Annotated in this window: 19 protein-coding genes; 9 read left to right on the top strand and 10 right to left on the bottom strand. The window is 68.4% G+C overall.

What is annotated here, in order from left to right; genetic code table 11:
• Window positions 1-3: 3 nt before the first annotated feature.
• The 4 genes from L5G32_RS12990 to L5G32_RS12975 are packed head-to-tail and all read left to right on the top strand — an operon-like array spanning window position 4 to window position 2,662.
• Window positions 4-1,104, top strand: a complete 1,101-nt coding sequence (locus L5G32_RS12990) for an alcohol dehydrogenase catalytic domain-containing protein (RefSeq protein WP_237011486.1) — start codon at window positions 4-6, stop codon at window positions 1,102-1,104.
• Window positions 1,105-1,125: 21 nt separating this feature from the next.
• A complete protein-coding gene (locus L5G32_RS12985) occupies window positions 1,126-1,575 on the top strand; it encodes an acyl-CoA thioesterase (protein WP_237011485.1) in 450 nt (149 codons plus the stop codon).
• On the top strand, window positions 1,572-2,369 hold the full coding sequence (locus L5G32_RS12980; protein ID WP_237011484.1) for an alpha/beta hydrolase: 798 nt from the start codon (window positions 1,572-1,574) through the stop codon (window positions 2,367-2,369). The genes L5G32_RS12985 and L5G32_RS12980 overlap by 4 nt, the downstream gene beginning before the upstream one ends.
• Window positions 2,366-2,662 (top strand): MGMT family protein, encoded by a 297-nt coding sequence (locus L5G32_RS12975; RefSeq protein WP_237011483.1) that lies wholly within the window; start codon window positions 2,366-2,368, stop codon window positions 2,660-2,662. Before L5G32_RS12980 ends, L5G32_RS12975 begins: the two co-directional genes overlap by 4 nt.
• Before the next feature lie 100 nt (window positions 2,663-2,762).
• Here the strand turns inward: L5G32_RS12975 and L5G32_RS12970 are convergent, their stop codons facing one another.
• From L5G32_RS12970 to L5G32_RS12955, 4 genes are all read right to left on the bottom strand, one after another.
• Window positions 2,763-3,611 (bottom strand): TIGR02569 family protein, encoded by an 849-nt coding sequence (locus L5G32_RS12970; protein WP_237011482.1) that lies wholly within the window; start codon window positions 3,609-3,611, stop codon window positions 2,763-2,765.
• Window positions 3,612-3,687: 76 nt separating this feature from the next.
• Window positions 3,688-3,966, bottom strand: coding sequence for a DUF2277 domain-containing protein (locus tag L5G32_RS12965; protein WP_237011481.1), 279 nt, complete (start codon window positions 3,964-3,966; stop codon window positions 3,688-3,690).
• Between the two features lie 196 nt (window positions 3,967-4,162).
• The gene (moeZ, locus tag L5G32_RS12960) at window positions 4,163-5,338 is read right to left on the bottom strand and encodes an adenylyltransferase/sulfurtransferase MoeZ (RefSeq protein ID WP_237011640.1); all 1,176 of its coding nucleotides are present in this window, start codon (window positions 5,336-5,338) and stop codon (window positions 4,163-4,165) included.
• Between the two features lie 5 nt (window positions 5,339-5,343).
• The gene (locus tag L5G32_RS12955; protein WP_237011480.1) at window positions 5,344-6,312 is read right to left on the bottom strand and encodes a DUF3152 domain-containing protein; all 969 of its coding nucleotides are present in this window, start codon (window positions 6,310-6,312) and stop codon (window positions 5,344-5,346) included.
• 101 nt (window positions 6,313-6,413) lie between these two features.
• On the opposite strand from L5G32_RS12955, the gene fasR reads away from it, so the two are divergent.
• A complete protein-coding gene (gene fasR / locus L5G32_RS12950; RefSeq protein ID WP_237011479.1) occupies window positions 6,414-7,076 on the top strand; it encodes an HTH-type transcriptional activator FasR in 663 nt (220 codons plus the stop codon).
• Window positions 7,077-7,151: 75 nt separating this feature from the next.
• Here the strand turns inward: fasR and L5G32_RS12945 are convergent, their stop codons facing one another.
• Complete coding sequence (locus L5G32_RS12945; RefSeq protein ID WP_237011478.1) at window positions 7,152-7,382, bottom strand: DUF3107 domain-containing protein; 231 nt, start codon at window positions 7,380-7,382, stop codon at window positions 7,152-7,154.
• A gap of 33 nt (window positions 7,383-7,415) precedes the next feature.
• Window positions 7,416-8,060, bottom strand: coding sequence for a ferritin-like fold-containing protein (locus L5G32_RS12940; RefSeq protein WP_237011477.1), 645 nt, complete (start codon window positions 8,058-8,060; stop codon window positions 7,416-7,418).
• 218 nt (window positions 8,061-8,278) lie between these two features.
• Here L5G32_RS12940 and L5G32_RS12935 point away from each other — a divergent pair, with 218 nt between their 5' ends.
• Together L5G32_RS12935 and L5G32_RS12930 are read left to right on the top strand one after the other, a co-directional pair.
• Entirely contained in the window at window positions 8,279-9,820 is a 1,542-nt protein-coding gene (locus L5G32_RS12935; RefSeq protein WP_237011476.1) for a DEAD/DEAH box helicase, read from the top strand.
• 22 nt (window positions 9,821-9,842) lie between these two features.
• Window positions 9,843-11,099 (top strand): Rv3212 family protein, encoded by a 1,257-nt coding sequence (locus L5G32_RS12930; protein WP_237011475.1) that lies wholly within the window; start codon window positions 9,843-9,845, stop codon window positions 11,097-11,099.
• Window positions 11,100-11,183: 84 nt separating this feature from the next.
• Here the strand turns inward: L5G32_RS12930 and L5G32_RS12925 are convergent, their stop codons facing one another.
• Complete coding sequence (locus L5G32_RS12925; protein ID WP_237011474.1) at window positions 11,184-11,969, bottom strand: ParA family protein; 786 nt, start codon at window positions 11,967-11,969, stop codon at window positions 11,184-11,186.
• Between the two features lie 45 nt (window positions 11,970-12,014).
• Window positions 12,015-12,443 (bottom strand): hypothetical protein, encoded by a 429-nt coding sequence (locus L5G32_RS12920; RefSeq protein WP_237011473.1) that lies wholly within the window; start codon window positions 12,441-12,443, stop codon window positions 12,015-12,017.
• A 137-nt stretch (window positions 12,444-12,580) separates the two neighbouring features.
• Between L5G32_RS12920 and L5G32_RS12915 the strand changes: the two genes are divergently transcribed.
• Window positions 12,581-13,528, top strand: coding sequence for a diacylglycerol/lipid kinase family protein (locus L5G32_RS12915; RefSeq protein ID WP_237011472.1), 948 nt, complete (start codon window positions 12,581-12,583; stop codon window positions 13,526-13,528).
• A gap of 266 nt (window positions 13,529-13,794) precedes the next feature.
• Complete coding sequence (locus tag L5G32_RS12910) at window positions 13,795-14,049, top strand: WhiB family transcriptional regulator (protein WP_236996316.1); 255 nt, start codon at window positions 13,795-13,797, stop codon at window positions 14,047-14,049.
• 71 nt (window positions 14,050-14,120) lie between these two features.
• Here the strand turns inward: L5G32_RS12910 and L5G32_RS12905 are convergent, their stop codons facing one another.
• Together L5G32_RS12905 and L5G32_RS12900 are read right to left on the bottom strand one after the other, a co-directional pair.
• A complete protein-coding gene (locus tag L5G32_RS12905) occupies window positions 14,121-15,632 on the bottom strand; it encodes a sensor histidine kinase (protein ID WP_237011471.1) in 1,512 nt (503 codons plus the stop codon).
• A gap of 12 nt (window positions 15,633-15,644) precedes the next feature.
• A complete protein-coding gene (locus tag L5G32_RS12900) occupies window positions 15,645-15,863 on the bottom strand; it encodes a biotin/lipoyl-binding carrier protein (protein WP_237011470.1) in 219 nt (72 codons plus the stop codon).
• Between the last annotated feature and the right edge of the window lie 2 nt (window positions 15,864-15,865).

The following is a 15,865-nucleotide window of genomic DNA, read 5'->3' as shown; positions in this document are numbered from 1 at the left end:
GGCATGAGGATCCGCGGAGCAGTTCTCGAAGACATCGGTCGCACCATCCCCTACGCGGACTCTCGCCCGCTCTCGATCAGCGAACTCGAACTGGCCGCACCCGAGCCGGGTGAGCTGCTGGTCCGCATCGAGGCAGCCGGACTGTGCCATTCGGATCTGTCTGTCGTCGACGGCAATCGTGTGCGCCCGACTCCGATGCTGTTGGGCCACGAGGCCGCGGGCATCGTCGAGGCCGTCGGATCGGATGCGGACGACGCGCTGGTCGGCCGCCGTGTGGTCATGACGTTCCTGCCTCGCTGCGGCGACTGCTCCGGCTGCCGCACCGATGGTCGCACCCCGTGCGTCGTCGGGTCGGCGGCGAACAACGACGGTGTGCTCCTCGCGGGCGGCACTCGACTCCGCCGCGCCGACGACGGCGTCGCCCACCACCTCGGGGTGTCGGGATTCGCGTCGTACGCGGTGGTCGACCGCCGCTCGGTGGTCCCCGTCGACGACGACGTGCCTCCTGCCGTCGCCGCAGTGCTGGGCTGCGCCGTGCTCACCGGCGGCGGCGCTCTCTTGAACGCGGCCCCGCCGGTCGACGGTGATTCGATCATGATCGTCGGCCTCGGCGGCGTCGGCATGGCGGCGCTGCTCGTCGCGGTGTCGTTGCGCACCGGCGGCGAGGTCGTCGCCGTCGACGCCGTCCCGGAGAAGCTCGCGCTGGCCCGCGAACTCGGCGCCACGCAGACGTACAGTCCGGCCGAACTCGCCGATGTCCGCGCCGATGTCGTCGTCGAAGCGGCCGGGAACGCGCGCGCCTTCGAGACGGCACTCGCGGCAACGGCGGTCGGCGGAACGACGGTCACCGTCGGACTCCCCTCTCCGACCACGCGGGCCACGATCTCGCCGCTCACGCTCGTCGCCGAGGCCCGCACGGTGATCGGCAGCTACCTCGGGTCCGCCGTGCCCGCACGCGACATCCCGCGGTACGTCGAACTGTGGCGTGCCGGACGCCTCCCGCTGGAGAGACTCATCACCTCACGGATCGGGCTGGACGAGATCAACGAGGCGATGGACGCCCTCGCTGCCGGACGCGAGATCCGGCAGGTCATCGAGTTCTGAGTACCCGATAGCGTGTCGGGTATGACGTCGCCTGCATTCGACCCCCACGCCCTGAGCAGCTATCACGCCCTGTGGTCGGTCGACACCCGGTGGGAGGACAACGACCACTACGGGCATGTGAACAACGTGAAGTACTACTCGTACTTCGACACGGCTGTGAACGGCTGGCTGATGGAGTCGACCGGAGTGGACGTCCGAGATCTCTCGGCGATCGGCCTGGTGGCCGAGTCGGGCTGCAAGTACCTCGCGTCGATCTCGTTCCCCGACACTCTGACGATCGGGATCGCCGTCGAGCGGCTCGGTGAACGCAGCATCACGTACAGCCTCGGCTTGTTCGTCGACGGCGACGACGCCCCGACGTGCGCGGCGACCTGCCGATTCGTCCACGTGTACGTCGACGGCCAGTCCCGTCGCCCGGTCGCGGTACCGCCGGAGATCGCCGCGGTCGCCGCACCCCTCGTCGTCGGATGACCGCCGCTCCGCTGCATACTCACGTGTTCGGGTCCGATGATCCGGAGGGTCCGGTGGTGCTGGCGCTGCACGGTCTCACCGGGCACGGAGCACGGTGGGGACAGCTCGCCGACGATCTGCCCGGAGTCCGCGTCCTCGCACCCGACCTGTTGGGCCACGGACACAGTTCGTGGGAGCCGCCGTGGGGTGTCGCCGACCATGTGGCCGCTGTCGCCGAGACCGTCGACGCGCTGGTTCCCTCCGGCCGCCCGATGGTCGTCGTGGCCCATTCGTTCGGGTCGGCGGTCGCGATCTCCCTGGCACACGCACGCCCCGACCTCGTCGCAGGCCTGGTACTGCTCGATCCCGCGCAGGGTCTCGATCCGGCACAGGCTCGCGCCTACGCCGAAGCGACGCTCGCGCACTGGGGATACCCGGACGCCGACGCGGCCGTCGCTGCCAAACGCGCGGAGGGCTGGTACGACGTGTCTGCCGCGATCCTCGACGACGAACTCGACCAGCAACTGATGTCCGACGACGCAGGTGGCGTCGTCTGGCGGGTGTCGCCGCCGGCCACGGCGACGGCCTGGAGCGAGATGGCCCGCCCGTTCCGGTTGCCGCCGGAATCGGTGCCGACGCGCGTCGTCGTCGCCGATCGTGTCGATCCGCCGTTCGTCCGACCGGAGTTCCTCGCAGCGTGCGTCGCCGAACGTTCGACGACGGTGACCGTCCACCACGTCGACACCGAGCACATGGTGCAGTTCCTGGCGCCGGAGCTCTGCGCGCGGCTGGTCCGCGAACTGGTGGACTCATGAGTGCGGTGTCCGACGAGCAGGTCGAGGAGGTCCGCGGCCTCGTCGCGGCGATCCCGGCCGGCCGGGTCCGCACCTACGGCGACCTCGCCGACGAGGTCGGTCTCTCCAATGCCCGCATCGTCGGCTGGATCATGCGCACCGACGCGTCCGACCTGCCGTGGCACCGCGTCGTCCCGGCGAGTGGCCGGCCGGCGCCCGCGGTCCGGACACGTCAACTCGAACTGCTTCGCGCCGAGGGCACACCCCTCGTCGACGACCGGATCGTGATGGCGAAGGCCCGGATGCCGTCGTAGGAGATCAAAGATGTAGGAGATCAAAGATGTAGGAGATCAAAGATGTGGATCGTTACCCGATTCGGGTAACGATCCACATTTCTAAGTGACGTGCCCTGCGCTAGACCATCATCCGGACGATCTCGACGACGCGCAGCAGACCCGGCAGGGCCCCGGCCGTCGAACGCGGGTGCAGTGCATGGACCGCGAGGCGGAACATGGTGGCCCGCAGCATCATCTGCGACCATTCGGGTGTGTCGGACCAGCGTTCGACGAGTTCTTCCTCGGCGCCGCCCCACGCGAGTGCGTCGACGACGATGACCGCCGACGCCCACGGAGCGGGGCGCCAGTACGGAACGAGATCAGTGATGGCGGGGGCCGCAGCTCCCGCGAACAGCACCGTTCCGAACAGGTCGCCGTGCACGAGTTGCGATGTGAGGTCGACGGGGCGCCGCAGGCCGGCGAGTGCCTTGACCTCGGCCAAACTGTGCTGCCCGTCCTCGCTCGACGGCTCCGCCATGCCCGCGCCGCGCGCCGACCGGAGTGGAACCTCCTCCCACGCCGCACGATCGGCCGCCGTGAACACGTCGACGTCGTTGAACGGCGGAGCGGGCGGCTGCAACAAGAAGCGGGGACGTTCGAACTTCGCGGTCGCCAGGTGCAGACGATCGGCGACGGCGAGGACCTCGTCGTGCCGCGGTTCCGGGCTTCCTGCGACATACGTGTCCGCACGCCACCCCGACACCACGTAGCGCCCGTCGGAGGCCCGAATCGGGCGTGCGATGCGCATGCCTTCGACATAGAGGTTCTCGCGAGCCGTCGCCGACCACGCGGCACGAGCGTGATCGGGGACGAGCGAGAGCACCACTTCGCCGACCCGCCAGCCGACACCGTCCATCGCGATCGGCGGATGCGCGGTGAGGCCGAACGTGGTCAGGACCTGCTCGGGTGGCTCGACAATGGTGGTCACGACGCCAGATTACCCACCGCACCACGCGTTTCGCGGCAACCACACCGTGGCGTGTGCCGTCGGATCCACCCAGGTGTCAGCTGGCCCGCGGCGCGAAACGCTTCGCTGCGCGCTCTCGCGCCTTCTGTGCTTCGACTTCCCGATCCTTCGGTGGAGCGGCCGTGCTGAGCTCCGCCATCAGATGCCGGGTGACTTCGGCGATCTCGTCGACGGCCCGATCGAACGCTTCCGCGTTGGCCTGACTCGGCGCGTTGAAGCCGGACACTTTCCGCACGAACTGCAGACTCGCGGCATGCACTTCGTCGTCAGTGACGGGCGGCTCGAAATTGAACAGTGGTTTGATGTTGCGGCACATGAGCGATCCCTTCCTCGTCTGTCCATGGTCTCGACTCCGCTCGACCAGCGGGCGGGAACCGCTCTATCCGCGGGCGGGAACCGCTGATCCGCGGGCGAGAACGGCTGATCCGCGGGCGGGAACCGCTCGATCAGCGGGCAGGAACCGCTGATCCGCGGGCGGGAACCGCTCTATCCGCGGTCGGGAACCGCGCGATCTAGTAGACCGGCATATCGGGGGCGAGCGCCGACGCCCACGCGGCGATGCCGCCGCCGAGGTGGACGGCGTCGTCGAAACCGTTGCGGCGCAAGGACGCAAGGGCTTCGGCCGAGCGGATACCGGTCTTGCAGTACAGGACGATCCGTCGGTCATGGGGCAGATCGCCGAGCGCGCGGCCGGAGACGATCTCGTCGCGCGGGATCAGGACGGCCCCGGGTATCCGGTTGATCTCGAACTCGACGGGTTCACGGACGTCGATCACGGCGGGCGGCAGCGGCTCGTCGAGCGCATCCCTCAGTTCGGCGGGCGTCCAGGTGGCACCCTCGGCGGCGAGGACCGCGTCGTCGGAGACGACGCCGCAGAACTCGTCGTAGTCGATCAGCGCGGTGATCTGCGCACCTGCCGGATCCTTCTCGATGCGCACGGTCCGATAGTTCATCGTCAACGCGTCGTAGATCATCAACCGGCCGAGCAGCGACTCGCCGAGACCGCAGACGAGTTTGATCGCCTCGGTCGCCATCACCGAGCCGATCGACGCGCACAGCACGCCCAACACGCCGCCCTCGGCACACGACGGCACGCTCCCCGGCGGCGGAGCCTGCGGATAGAGATCGCGCAGATTGAGTCCGCGTCCGTCCGGTGCCCCCTCCCAGAACACCGAGACCTGGCCGTCGAACCGGTAGATCGATCCCCACACGAGCGGTCTTCCGGCGAGCACCGCGGCGTCGTTGCACAGGTACCGGGTCGCGAAGTTGTCGGTGCCGTCGACGATCACGTCGTACTGCGAGAACAGCTCGACGGCGCCTTCTGGTTCCAGCCGCTGCTCGTGCAGCACCACGTTCACCAGCGGATTCACCGCCGCGATGGAGTCGCGAGCGCTGTGGGTCTTCGGCCGGTTCAGATCGGCCACGCCGTGGATCACCTGGCGTTGCAGGTTCGACTCGTCGACCGTGTCGAAGTCGACGATCCCGATGGTGCCGACCCCGGCCGCCGCGAGATAGAGCAGCGTCGGTGAGCCGAGACCGCCTGCGCCCATCACGAGGATCCGCGCGTTCTTCAACCGCCGCTGCCCCGTCACCCCGATGTCCGGGATGATCAGGTGCCTGCTGTACCGCGCGACCTCGTCACGCGTGAGTTCCGCGCCGGGTTCGACGACCGGAGGCAGTGCGACCACGTGAGTCAGGCCGGGAACGGCCACGCGTTGGGTTTGCAGACCAACGAACGATCGGCCTTCATCTCGGGGTCGAGCGCCAGGATCTCGCTGTTCGCGGTGCCGAACGTCTGCTGCATCATGATCGGCGCGAGGGCGCCGTTCTCCTCGCAGGGACGGTGGTCCTCGTAGCCGATGCCGTGGCCGACCTCATGGTTGATCAGGTACTGACGGTAGGTCATGTCGTCGCCCGCGAAGACTGCGGCTCCGCGCACCCACCGCGCCTCGTTCAGCGTCACGCGCGCCTCGGGCGGATAGAAGCACGACGTCTCGAGCTTGATCTGATAGCCGCACAGTTCCCGAGCGGTGCCGGTGGAGGCGAGAGTGATCCGCAGGTCGGGGTCGCCGCGGTCGACGCGCCGGAACGACACCTTGCCGTCGCCGATCCAGCTGCGCTTGTTCGCGAGCGTCGTGTCGACGAGCTTCGCGAACGACTGGTCGCCCGAGTACTGGACCGGGTCGATGCCCTTCTCCACTTCGACGGTGTACGTGTACACCTGGCCGCCCGTGCCGATCTTGGCACCGGTGCCGCGGACCACGCGGTAGTCCTTGTCGCCGTTGCGGGTGAACGGACCGCCCTCCGGAAGGTCGCCCGACGGCAGAGCCTCTTCTTGGATCTCGCCGGTCGGCGCACCGATCGCGTGCGTCTCCTCGCTGACCTTCGCGTTGCGCTCGTCGGACGGAGTCGCGGTCGCCTCGGCCTCGTCGTTGCCGCCACGGACCGTCACCACCAGCAGGACGATCGTCAGGATTGCGAGGATCGGGATGGCGTATGCACGCCACCCGAAGTTCTCGACGAAGCGCGCTAAAGCATTGCGGGACTTGGCCGGAACGTCGGTCTCGTGATCGTCGGCGATCGGGTCCCACCGAGCACGCAGCGGCTGGTCGGGCCGCGGACGGCGGGGGCGCTGCACCCCGGGCTCTGGATTTCCGGTCACGCGACAACTCTGTCACAAGAACTAGGCGACTCGAAGGAGCACCCCGCCCGCGCGATTCGACTCGGTCACAACGCGCGGTGACTCGCGAGTATTCTGGGGCGATGACGTCCGCCAATTCCGCCGTTTCCGCAGCCTCGACCCCGGCTGCCCAAGGCCGCGGCCAGACGCGACTGCCCCGCAGCGCCCGTCGCCGCCAACTCCTCGACGCGGCCAGCGAGATCTTCGTCGAGCGCGGTTACCACTCGGCGGGCATGGATGAGATCGCCGTGCACGCCGGGGTCAGCAAGCCCGTCCTCTACCAGCATTTCCCGTCGAAACTGGACCTGTACATCGCGGTGGTCGACTCGCACGCCGAGAAGCTCGTCTCGGACGTGAACCTGGCGCTTCAGGCCACCACCAACAACCGGCAGCGTGTGCAGGCCGCCGTGCAGGCGTTCTTCGACTTCATCGACGACGACAACTCCGGCTACCGACTGATCTTCGCGTCCGACGCCATGGATCCCGCGGTGATCCGCCGTGTGGAGGGTGCATCGGATGCGTGCGTCGACGCCGTCTACGGACTGGTCATGCAGGACTCCGGTCTCGATCCGTACCGGTCGCGGATGCTCGCGGCAGGCCTCGTCGGCGCCAGCCAGGTGAACGCCCGTTACTGGGTGGAGGCCAACCGCCCGATCGACAAGTCGTCTGCCGTCGAGACCACCGTCGCCCTCCTCTGGGGCGGACTGTCTGGCATCCCGATGCAGGATCTCGCGAACAACGGCTGATCGGGGACGTCGCCAGACCAGAGAAGACCGCCGGATCGGATCCGGCGGTCTTCTTCGTTTCTGGTTCGGGCCGGGTCAGGCTCCGAAGCCGACGCGACGTGACTCGCTTGTGCCGATCTCGACGTAGGAGATCTTCGCGGACGGCACGATCATCCGCGATCCCTTCTCGTCGACGAGCGACAGCACAGCGTCCGTGCCGTCGAGTGCAGCGGACACCTTCGCGTCCACCTCGTCGCCGGTCGCGGGCGTGGTCACAGCCAGTTCTCGGGGGTTGTTGTCGATGCCGATCTTCACCTCAACGCTCATGGAGTGCGACTCTACCCGTCCGCAGCGCTATGCCTACGCCAGACCGAGGTCGGCCATGCGCTGCGCGTGGCGATCGGCGATCCCGTCGAAGAAGGCTGCCGCCGTCGCCAGGCCTGCGTCGCCGGTGAACAGCATGTCCATCACTTCGTCCTCCTCGGCCAGGACCCACTGCATGTGCGTGATCGCCTCGCCGAGCAGTCGCCGGCCCCACAGCGTCAACGGTGACCGCAGCGTCGGATCGGCGGCGATCGCGGCGCGCACGTTGTCGACGGCGAACCGCGACGATCCGGTCGAGCCCATCACCGACGCCATGACGTCCTGCACGTCGGCGGGCATCCGGTCGGCCAGTTCGGCGTAGAAGTCGGCGGCCAGACCGTCGCCGATGTAGATCTTCACCAGGACTTCGAGCCAGGAACTCGGCAGGGTCGCCTGGTGGTACTGGTCGAAGACCCTGGTGTGTGCCCCGACCACGGCGTCCGGGTCGCCGCCTGCCGCGACGACCGCCGCCGACAGTTCTTCGAAGTGCGCCATCTCGGCGGCGATCAGTCGTGCGATGGCCACCCGGTCGGTCGTCGTCGGGGCCATCGCCGACTCGTCGATCAGGCGATAGCAGGCCGCGAACTCTCCCGCGAGAAGTAGTCCGTAGAGCTTGGCGTTGGCGTTCGACGTGTTCGACATGAGAGCAAGAGTAGGCAAGGCGGTACACTCTGGACCAGACGTGGGGACAATCCCGCAGCGCAGCGCCCGAGCATCAACCACCGGAAGCTGCGGCAGCGGCCACGTCACACCTTGAGCGCGCACCGGATTACGGCACGTGAGAGGGTCTGCCGACGAGGCGGACCCCGCGATGACCGACGTGTGCGTGCACGAAGCACACGAGAGGCACACAACCGCACATGAGCACTGACGCAACCGTCACCGACGACTCGATCCTGACGACGATCGTCGACGAGAGCCACCAAGCTCCTACCTTTACCGAACTCGGTGTCGATCCGCAGATCGTCGCGGCACTCGAAGCCGACGGCAAGACCCGGACCTTCGCCATCCAGGAGCTCACGCTCCCCCTCGCACTCGCGGGCAACGACCTGATCGGTCAGGCGCGCACCGGCATGGGCAAGACCTTCGGCTTCGGTGTCCCCCTGCTGCACCGGCTGGTCAACGCGGAGGCGACCAGCCTGCGCGCATTGGACACCACCCCGCGCGCCCTGATCATCGTCCCCACACGCGAACTGTGCGTTCAGGTGACCGAAGACCTCGAGGTCGCAGCTAAGGGCGTGCAGGTGACCGTCGACGGCACCGAGCGTCCGCTGTCGATCACGTCCATCTACGGCGGCCGCCCGTACGAGCAGCAGATCGCCGAGCTTCAGAAGGGCGTCGACGTCGTCGTCGGCACTCCGGGCCGCCTCCTGGACCTCGCGCAGCAGGGCCACCTGATCCTCGGCAAGGTCGGGATCCTGGTGCTCGACGAGGCCGACGAGATGCTCGACCTCGGGTTCCTCCCCGACATCGAACGCATCATGGGCGCTTTGCCGACCGATCGTCAGACGATGCTGTTCTCGGCCACCATGCCGGGGCCGATCGTCACGCTCGCGCGCACGTTCCTGAACCGCCCGACGCACATTCGCGCCGAGCAGGCCAACGAGTCGGCCATCCACGAACGGACCGCCCAGCACGCCTACCGCGCGCACGCCCTCGACAAGGCGGAGCTCGTGGCGCGGATCCTGCAGGCAGAGGGCCGTGGTGCGACGATGATCTTCACCCGCACCAAGCGGACCGCGCAGAAGGTCGCCGACGATCTCGCCGAGCGCGGGTTCAAGGTCGGGGCAGTGCACGGCGACCTCGGCCAGGTCGCCCGTGAGAAGTCGCTCGGCAGGTTCCGCGACGGCACCGTCGACGTTCTGGTGGCCACCGACGTCGCGGCTCGCGGCATCGACATCGACGACGTCACCCACGTCATCAACTACCAGTGCCCCGACGACGACAAGACGTACGTCCACCGCATCGGTCGTACCGGCCGTGCGGGCCGCACCGGCATCGCCGTGACGCTCGTCGACTGGGACGAGCTGCACCGGTGGGAACTCATCGACAAGGCTCTCGGCCTCGGCATGCCCGAGCCGGTCGAGACGTACTCGACCTCCGACCACCTCCGCGAAGAGATGAACATCCCCGCGGACGCCGACGGCCGCGTCGCAGGCGCCCGCCAGACATCCGAAGAGCGTCACGAGGCGCGCGCCGATCGCCCGGAGAAGCGGAACACGCGTAACCGACGCCGCACCCGCGGCGGACAGGCCGGCGGGGCCGCCAATGCGACTCCAGCGAACAAGTCGGCTGCCGACGAGACAACAGGCGAGAACGCTGCCGACGACCAGCCTCGTCGTCCGCGCCGTCGTCGCCGCCGTTCGGGCGGTAAGCCGGCAGGCGAGACCACAACGGACTGATCGTTTCCGTACTGTCGCCGATATGGGAGTTCGGATCGCCCCGGAACGCCGCACCCGCCTCGACCTGATCGTGACCGCCGTCCTGGTCGTCGCGGCGGTCGTCGTGGGTGTCGTGGTGTGGGCCGGCAGCAGCGCGCGGCACTCCGAGTCGGACCCCGCCGCCAATGCGGCCGCGGCTCCGCAGCCTGCCGACGCTTCCCCGGGCGCCCTCGAACAGGTGTGGTCCGCACCGTCTGCGGCCACGACGGTTCCGCAGTTGACCGCGGCGTCCGTCGTCGTCGCCGACGGCGGGACCGTGCGCGCATTGGATCCGACGTCCGGGGCTCAGCGGTGGCGCTACCACCGCGACCTGCCGTTGTGCGGAGCGCTGGCTGCGTGGCCGGGCGGCGAGGACCTCGCCGTCAGCGTCTACCGGAACAGCCGAGGCTGCAGTGAGGTGACGGCGTTGAACGGCGGCACCGGTCTGCGGGAGGCCCAACGGAGCTCCGACGCCGACGACACCGTCGCCTTGGCCTTCGACGGCGAGTACGTGATGTCCGCGGGACCCACTCGACTCGAGACGTGGGGCAGCAACCTGGTCCGCGGCATCGAGTACGGGCGGGTCGACGCTCCCGTCAATCCGGAGGTCGCCCCCGACCGGTCGAACTGCCGCCTGTATTCGGCACTGCCGGGTGCGAACCGGGTCGCGGTCGTCGAACGATGCGACGGCGACCTCGGCTACCGCCTGACGGTCCTCGGCTCGGCGGAGGACTCGGACGAGAAGATCGTCCAGTGGGGCACGACGATGCTCACCCAGACTTCCCACGGTCCGGCGCCCCGGCTGGTGGCCGGCGGATCGACGAGTTTCTCGGTGTACGACCCGGGCACGGACGCGACCGGTGAGGTCGGGCGTGCGCCCGGACCGGCGATCCGCGTGTTCACCCCCGAGGTCGCAGCCGTCGCGACGCGCCCGGTGGCTGGCGTCGCCGCCCCCGCCGGATCACCGTCGGTCGACTCCGGCGTCGTGATGTTCTGGACGGGCCTCGGCACCGTGGTCCTCGACGGCAACAGCGGCAACGTGATGTTCGAGGTGCCCGGAACGATCGGCACCGGCGCGGTCATGGCGGGCGAACTCCTGCTGCCGATGCCCGGCCGGATCAGCGTCCGACAACTCTCGGACGGCCGCGAGTCCCGATTCATCCCCATCGACCGCGGCGGTTACGACGGCAACGTCGCCCTGCGCGTCCTCGGCGACACCGTGCTCGAACAGCGCGGCCCGACCGTCGTCGGTCTGCGCTGACCCCCACCGCCGGTCGAGCCCCATTCCGTTGATCGAGCGGAGTCGAGATCCTTTTCGCTGATCGAGCGGAGTCGAGGCCCCCTCTCAGGCCTCGTACCGCACCAGCTCCGCGCCGCCCCAGTGTCCGCGCAGGTTCTCTGCGAGTTCGCGGTAGGCGGTGGCGCCCTTGTTCTTGCGGCCGCGCATCACCGATGCGCCCGACGCCGACGCTTCGGCGAAGCGGACGGTGCGCGGGATCGGCGGGTCGATCACCGGCATGTCGTAGCGGTCGGCGACGTCGGCGAGCACGTCGCGGCTGTGCGTGGTGCGCGCGTCGAACAGGGTCGCGACGGTTCCCAGCATCGTCAGTTCGGGATTGGTGATCTGCTGGACCTCGGTCACCGTGCGAAGCAGTTGGCCGACCCCGCGGTGCGCGAGCGTCTCGCATTGCAACGGCACGACCACCTCGTCGGCGGCGGTGAGTCCGTTGAGAGTGAGGACGCCGAGCGACGGCGGGCAGTCGATGAGGATCACGTCGTAGTCTTCGGCGACCTCGGCGAGCGCACGCTTGAGGGCGTACTCGCGGCCCGGGCGCATCAGCAGGAGCGCTTCGGCTCCCGCGAGGTCGATGGTGGCGGGCAGCAGCGTCATGCCGTCGTCGGTGTCGAGGAGCACGTCGGCGATGTCTTCGGCGCCGATGAGGACGTCGTGCACGGACTTCGTGATCTGATCGGGGTCGTGCCCGAGCGAGAACGTGAGGCAGCCCTGGGGATCGAGGTCGACGACGAGGACGGACACGTCCTGGTCGGTGAGAGCGGCGCCGACCGACGCTGTGGTCGTGGTCTTCGCCACGCCGCCCTTCTGGTTTGCGATGGCAAGGATGCGCGTCATGGCCCATACCCTACGTCCCCGGTCGCAGACCAGCGCGGGGGCCGGTCAGCGCGCGTCGGGCGGCAGCGAGTCGGCGTTGAGCCAGGACAGCGACGCCGGCGCGAACAGCAGTCCCAGGACCGCCAACGCGACGATCCCGACGGGCGCGCCGATCAGCGGGAGGTGACTCGCAGTGAGCAGGGCATATGCGACCGGGAGTAACAGGATCTGCGCCATCATCCCGATGCCGCGGCCCCAGCGTCGGCCGCGTGTCAACGCGATGCCGCCGGCCAGCACCCCGCCTCCGATCACGGCGAACCAAACGGCCGAGCCGTAGCCGCTGATGTACGCCTCGTGGTGGCCCGCAGCTTCACGGACCACGTAGACGACGGCGACGACGATGCCGATCACGCCTTGCAGCGCGATGATCCATCCCGCCCAACGCAATGTCGACGGCACGGCCGGTGTCGTGCGCGCGGAATCGGGACTGCTCACGTACTCCAGAGTAGGTCGGGCTGCGTCGCCGGCGCGCGTCGGGGGCGGTCCAGCCGCAGTGAACGGCCGGTCCTCGCCCTGTGAACGGCCGACGTTGATTGTGCCGGAGGCGGTCGCACGCTATAACGTGTGCTCTCGTGCGCGTCATGCTCATCACGAACCCGTTCGCGACCTTCACCACTGCTGAGGGCCGCGATGCGCTCGCCAATACACTCTCGTCTCGATTCATCGTCGACGTCGAGCACACGACGCACCGCGGGCACGCCGGGGAGCTCGGCGCCCGCGCGGTCGCGGAGGGGTACGACGCCGTCGTCGTGCACGGCGGCGACGGCTCGGTCAACGAAGTCGCCAACGGAATGCTCGGCGCCCCGTCCGGCGACACTCCAGCACGCGGCACCCTCCCGGCCCTCGGCGTGGTTCCCGGCGGCAGCGCGAACGTGTTCGCGCGCGCGTTGAACATCAGCCGCGACCCGCTCGTGGCGACGGCTCAGCTGATGGCTCTGCTCGACACGGGCGCTCGTCGCCCGATCAGCCTCGGCCACACCCTCGACCGCTGGTTCCTGTTCAACGCGGGCATGGGGATGGACGCGATCGTCGTCCGCCAGATGGAGGAACTGCGTCGCAAGGGCCGCAAGGCGACAGCGGGCCGATACCTGCGAATGACCCTCAGTGCGTTCTTCCGGCCGTCTGTCGTCGCGCCGACGTTCACCGTCGAGGTCCCCGACCATGAGCCGATCGACGGTGTCCGCTTCGGATTCGTCAGCAATACCGGCCCGTGGACGTATTTCGGCACCCGACCGATCCACACCAATCCCGGCACCGATTTCGAGCACGGCCTCGGAGTCTTCGCTGCGACGTCGGTCTCAGTGCCCCGGAGCCTCGTCCTCGGATCCACCATGGTGCTCGGCACCAACCCCAGAGCCTCTCACTTGTACCGCGACGACGACGTCGAGTGGGTTCGATTCCACTCCGACGAGCAGGCCGACGTGCAGATGGACGGCGACTACCTGGGCGAATACACAGATCTGGAGTTCGGCTACCGCAGGCACGTCCTGGACGTCGTGGCCGATCCGGTCACCAGTTAACGGGTTGGTTACCCGCCGGTACGCATAAGTTGGCTTCGCTGCCAACCCCTTGTGACGTATCCAGCATTCAGCGCGCTGCTATAGCCAAAGGTAACCGCACAGTAGTACAACAGTTAATGACCGCAACAACCGGCCCCGCCTTTCTGCGCTGACCACAGTTCAGAATCGGACGGCGACTTCCGTCGTTGCAGCCCACACGAAGACGAACCGATGCACATTCGTGCGCGCAGCGCACAATACGAAACGTATTTGAAGGAGTAAGTGTCATGGACTGGCGCCACAAAGCCATCTGCCGCGACGAGGATCCCGAGCTGTTCTTCCCGGTCGGTACCAGCGGCCCGGCTATCGCGCAGGTCGCCGATGCCAAGCTGGTCTGCCAGCGCTGCCCGGTGACCGCCGACTGCCTCGCATGGGCACTCGAGACCGGTCAGGACGCAGGCGTCTGGGGCGGCATGAGCGAAGACGAGCGTCGCGCGCTCAAGCGCCGCAACGCCCGCACCCGCGCTCGCAGCGTCGTCTGACTCTCTTCGAGAAGAGGCCCCGACCGAACGGTCGGGGCCTCTTCTCGTCGTCTGATCACCTCGTCGGGCGCTCAGTGCAGCGGGATCTCCAGTTCGACGCGCGTGCCTCGCGCTCCGGGAACCGGACCGATGTCGATGCTGCCTCGCAGATCGTTGGAGACGAGTGTGCGGACGATCTGAAGGCCGAGGCGGTCCGACGCTGCGAGGTCGAACCCGTCGGGCAGTCCGTTGCCGTTGTCGGTGACCCGCACGTTGAGCGCACGCACGTCTCGGACGGCGTCGACGACGATCAGCGCGCTCTGCTGGTCCGGCGAGAAGCCGTGCTCGATCGAGTTCTGCAGCACCTCGGTCAACACCATCACCAGCGGCATCGCGAGATCGGCGGTCAGGACGCCGAGTCGGCTGTCCCGACGGATCGTCACCCGCGCTCCCCCGCCGTGCGGCAGTGTCACGTCGACCAACGACGTGGAGACGCGGTCGACGATCGCATCGAGGTCCACTTCCTCGTCGACGCTCCCCGAGAGCATCTCGTGCACCAGCGCGATCGACGAGACCCGTCGCACGGCCTCGCCGAGGGCCTGCGTGGTCTCCGCGTTGCTCGATCGGCGCGCCTGCAGACGCAGCAGCGCCGACACGGACTGCAGATTGTTCTTCACCCGGTGGTGGATCTCGCGGATGGTCGCGTCCTTGCTGATCAACGCGAGGTCGCGTCGTTTCACCTCGGTGACGTCACGGATCAACAGGACGGCTCCGCGAGACTGTCCACGTGAGCGCAAGGGCACCGCACGGACTAGGACGTTGGCTCGCCGCGCGTCGAGTTCCATGCGCAACGCCAGGTCCGGGCCGGGCAGCACGGCGCCGACGGCGGCCTCCAGCATTCCGGCCGCGTCGACCGACTCGAACGGGTCGGTGAGCAGACGCGCGACCACGTCGGCCACGACGACGCCGGACAGGTCTGTCGTCCACCCCATCCGGTGCACGGCGGACAGGGCGTTCGGACTCGAGTAGACGACGCGCCCGTCCGGGTCGATGCGGATGAATCCGTCGCCTGCGCGCGGCGTCGACAGACCGAGGGTGTTCGCCTCGTCGAGCGGGAACGTGCCTTCGACCACCATCTCGCACAGCGCCTGCGCGGCATCGCGATACGCGGCCTCCAACGGCGACGCCGGCCGGGTCTCCGACGAGTCTGCGGCCCTACCGAGGACTGCGATCACCTGTCCGCCGAAGGTCACCGGTATCGCGATCCGCTCGAGGAGGAGATTGCCGAACCGAGTCGCGATGCCTTCTTGTTCGATACGGCCGCTGGTCAGCGCAGTATCGATCAGCGGATTGGCGCCCTGCGGGCTCGCGGGCCGCTGAACGCGGTGGCCGACTTCGTCGTGCTGGAACACCGTCGACGCCGTGTTGGGCCTGCACTGCGCGACGTAGACGAGGTTCCCGCCGTCGCCGCTGACGGCGAGCAGGTAGTCGGCGAACGAGAGATCCGCCAACAGCTGCCATTCGGCGACCAGTCGCTGCAGGTGCGCTGCGGCGGCGTCGGGCAGACTGGTGTGCTCGGCGAGGAGGTCGGAGAGGGTCGCCACGTGCCGCGCGCGTCAGGCCCGATAGGTGGCGATGACGTCGCCCGCCTGGATCACGTCACCCACCTTCACTTTGACTGTGTCGAGCGTCCCGGGGTCTTCGGCGACCACCGGGATCTCCATCTTCATCGACTCCAGGAGCACCAGCGTGTCTCCGGTTGCGATTTCCTGGCCGTCGCCGACCGAGACCTCGAGGACCGTGGCGACGATTTCTGCGACGACGTCTTCAGGCATGG

The sequence above is a fragment of the Gordonia zhenghanii genome (assembly GCF_021738965.1).
In the GTDB taxonomy this organism is placed as follows: Bacteria; Actinomycetota; Actinomycetes; order Mycobacteriales; family Mycobacteriaceae; genus Gordonia; species Gordonia zhenghanii.
Note: the sequence above shows the minus strand (reverse complement) of the source record. Positions and strands in the feature narration are given on the sequence as shown.

Bases quoted from the DNA above. Each gene is read 5' to 3' on its own strand.
- L5G32_RS12910 (WP_236996316.1), top strand. From the start codon at position 13,795: ATGGACTGGCGCCACAAAGCCATCTGCCGCGACGAGGATCCCGAGCTG.
- L5G32_RS12930 (WP_237011475.1), top strand. From the start codon at position 9,843: ATGGGAGTTCGGATCGCCCCGGAACGCCGCACCCGCCTCGACCTGATC.
- L5G32_RS12965 (WP_237011481.1), bottom strand. From the start codon at position 3,966: ATGTGCCGCAACATCAAACCACTGTTCAATTTCGAGCCGCCCGTCACT.
- L5G32_RS12945 (WP_237011478.1), bottom strand. From the start codon at position 7,382: ATGAGCGTTGAGGTGAAGATCGGCATCGACAACAACCCCCGAGAACTG.
- L5G32_RS12925 (WP_237011474.1), bottom strand. From the start codon at position 11,969: ATGACGCGCATCCTTGCCATCGCAAACCAGAAGGGCGGCGTGGCGAAG.
- L5G32_RS12940 (WP_237011477.1), bottom strand. From the start codon at position 8,060: ATGTCGAACACGTCGAACGCCAACGCCAAGCTCTACGGACTACTTCTC.
- L5G32_RS12935 (WP_237011476.1), top strand. From the start codon at position 8,279: ATGAGCACTGACGCAACCGTCACCGACGACTCGATCCTGACGACGATC.
- L5G32_RS12985 (WP_237011485.1), top strand. From the start codon at position 1,126: ATGACGTCGCCTGCATTCGACCCCCACGCCCTGAGCAGCTATCACGCC.
- L5G32_RS12990 (WP_237011486.1), top strand. From the start codon at position 4: ATGAGGATCCGCGGAGCAGTTCTCGAAGACATCGGTCGCACCATCCCC.
- L5G32_RS12980 (WP_237011484.1), top strand. From the start codon at position 1,572: ATGACCGCCGCTCCGCTGCATACTCACGTGTTCGGGTCCGATGATCCG.
- L5G32_RS12975 (WP_237011483.1), top strand. From the start codon at position 2,366: ATGAGTGCGGTGTCCGACGAGCAGGTCGAGGAGGTCCGCGGCCTCGTC.
- fasR (WP_237011479.1), top strand. From the start codon at position 6,414: ATGACGTCCGCCAATTCCGCCGTTTCCGCAGCCTCGACCCCGGCTGCC.
- L5G32_RS12900 (WP_237011470.1), bottom strand. From the start codon at position 15,863: ATGCCTGAAGACGTCGTCGCAGAAATCGTCGCCACGGTCCTCGAGGTC.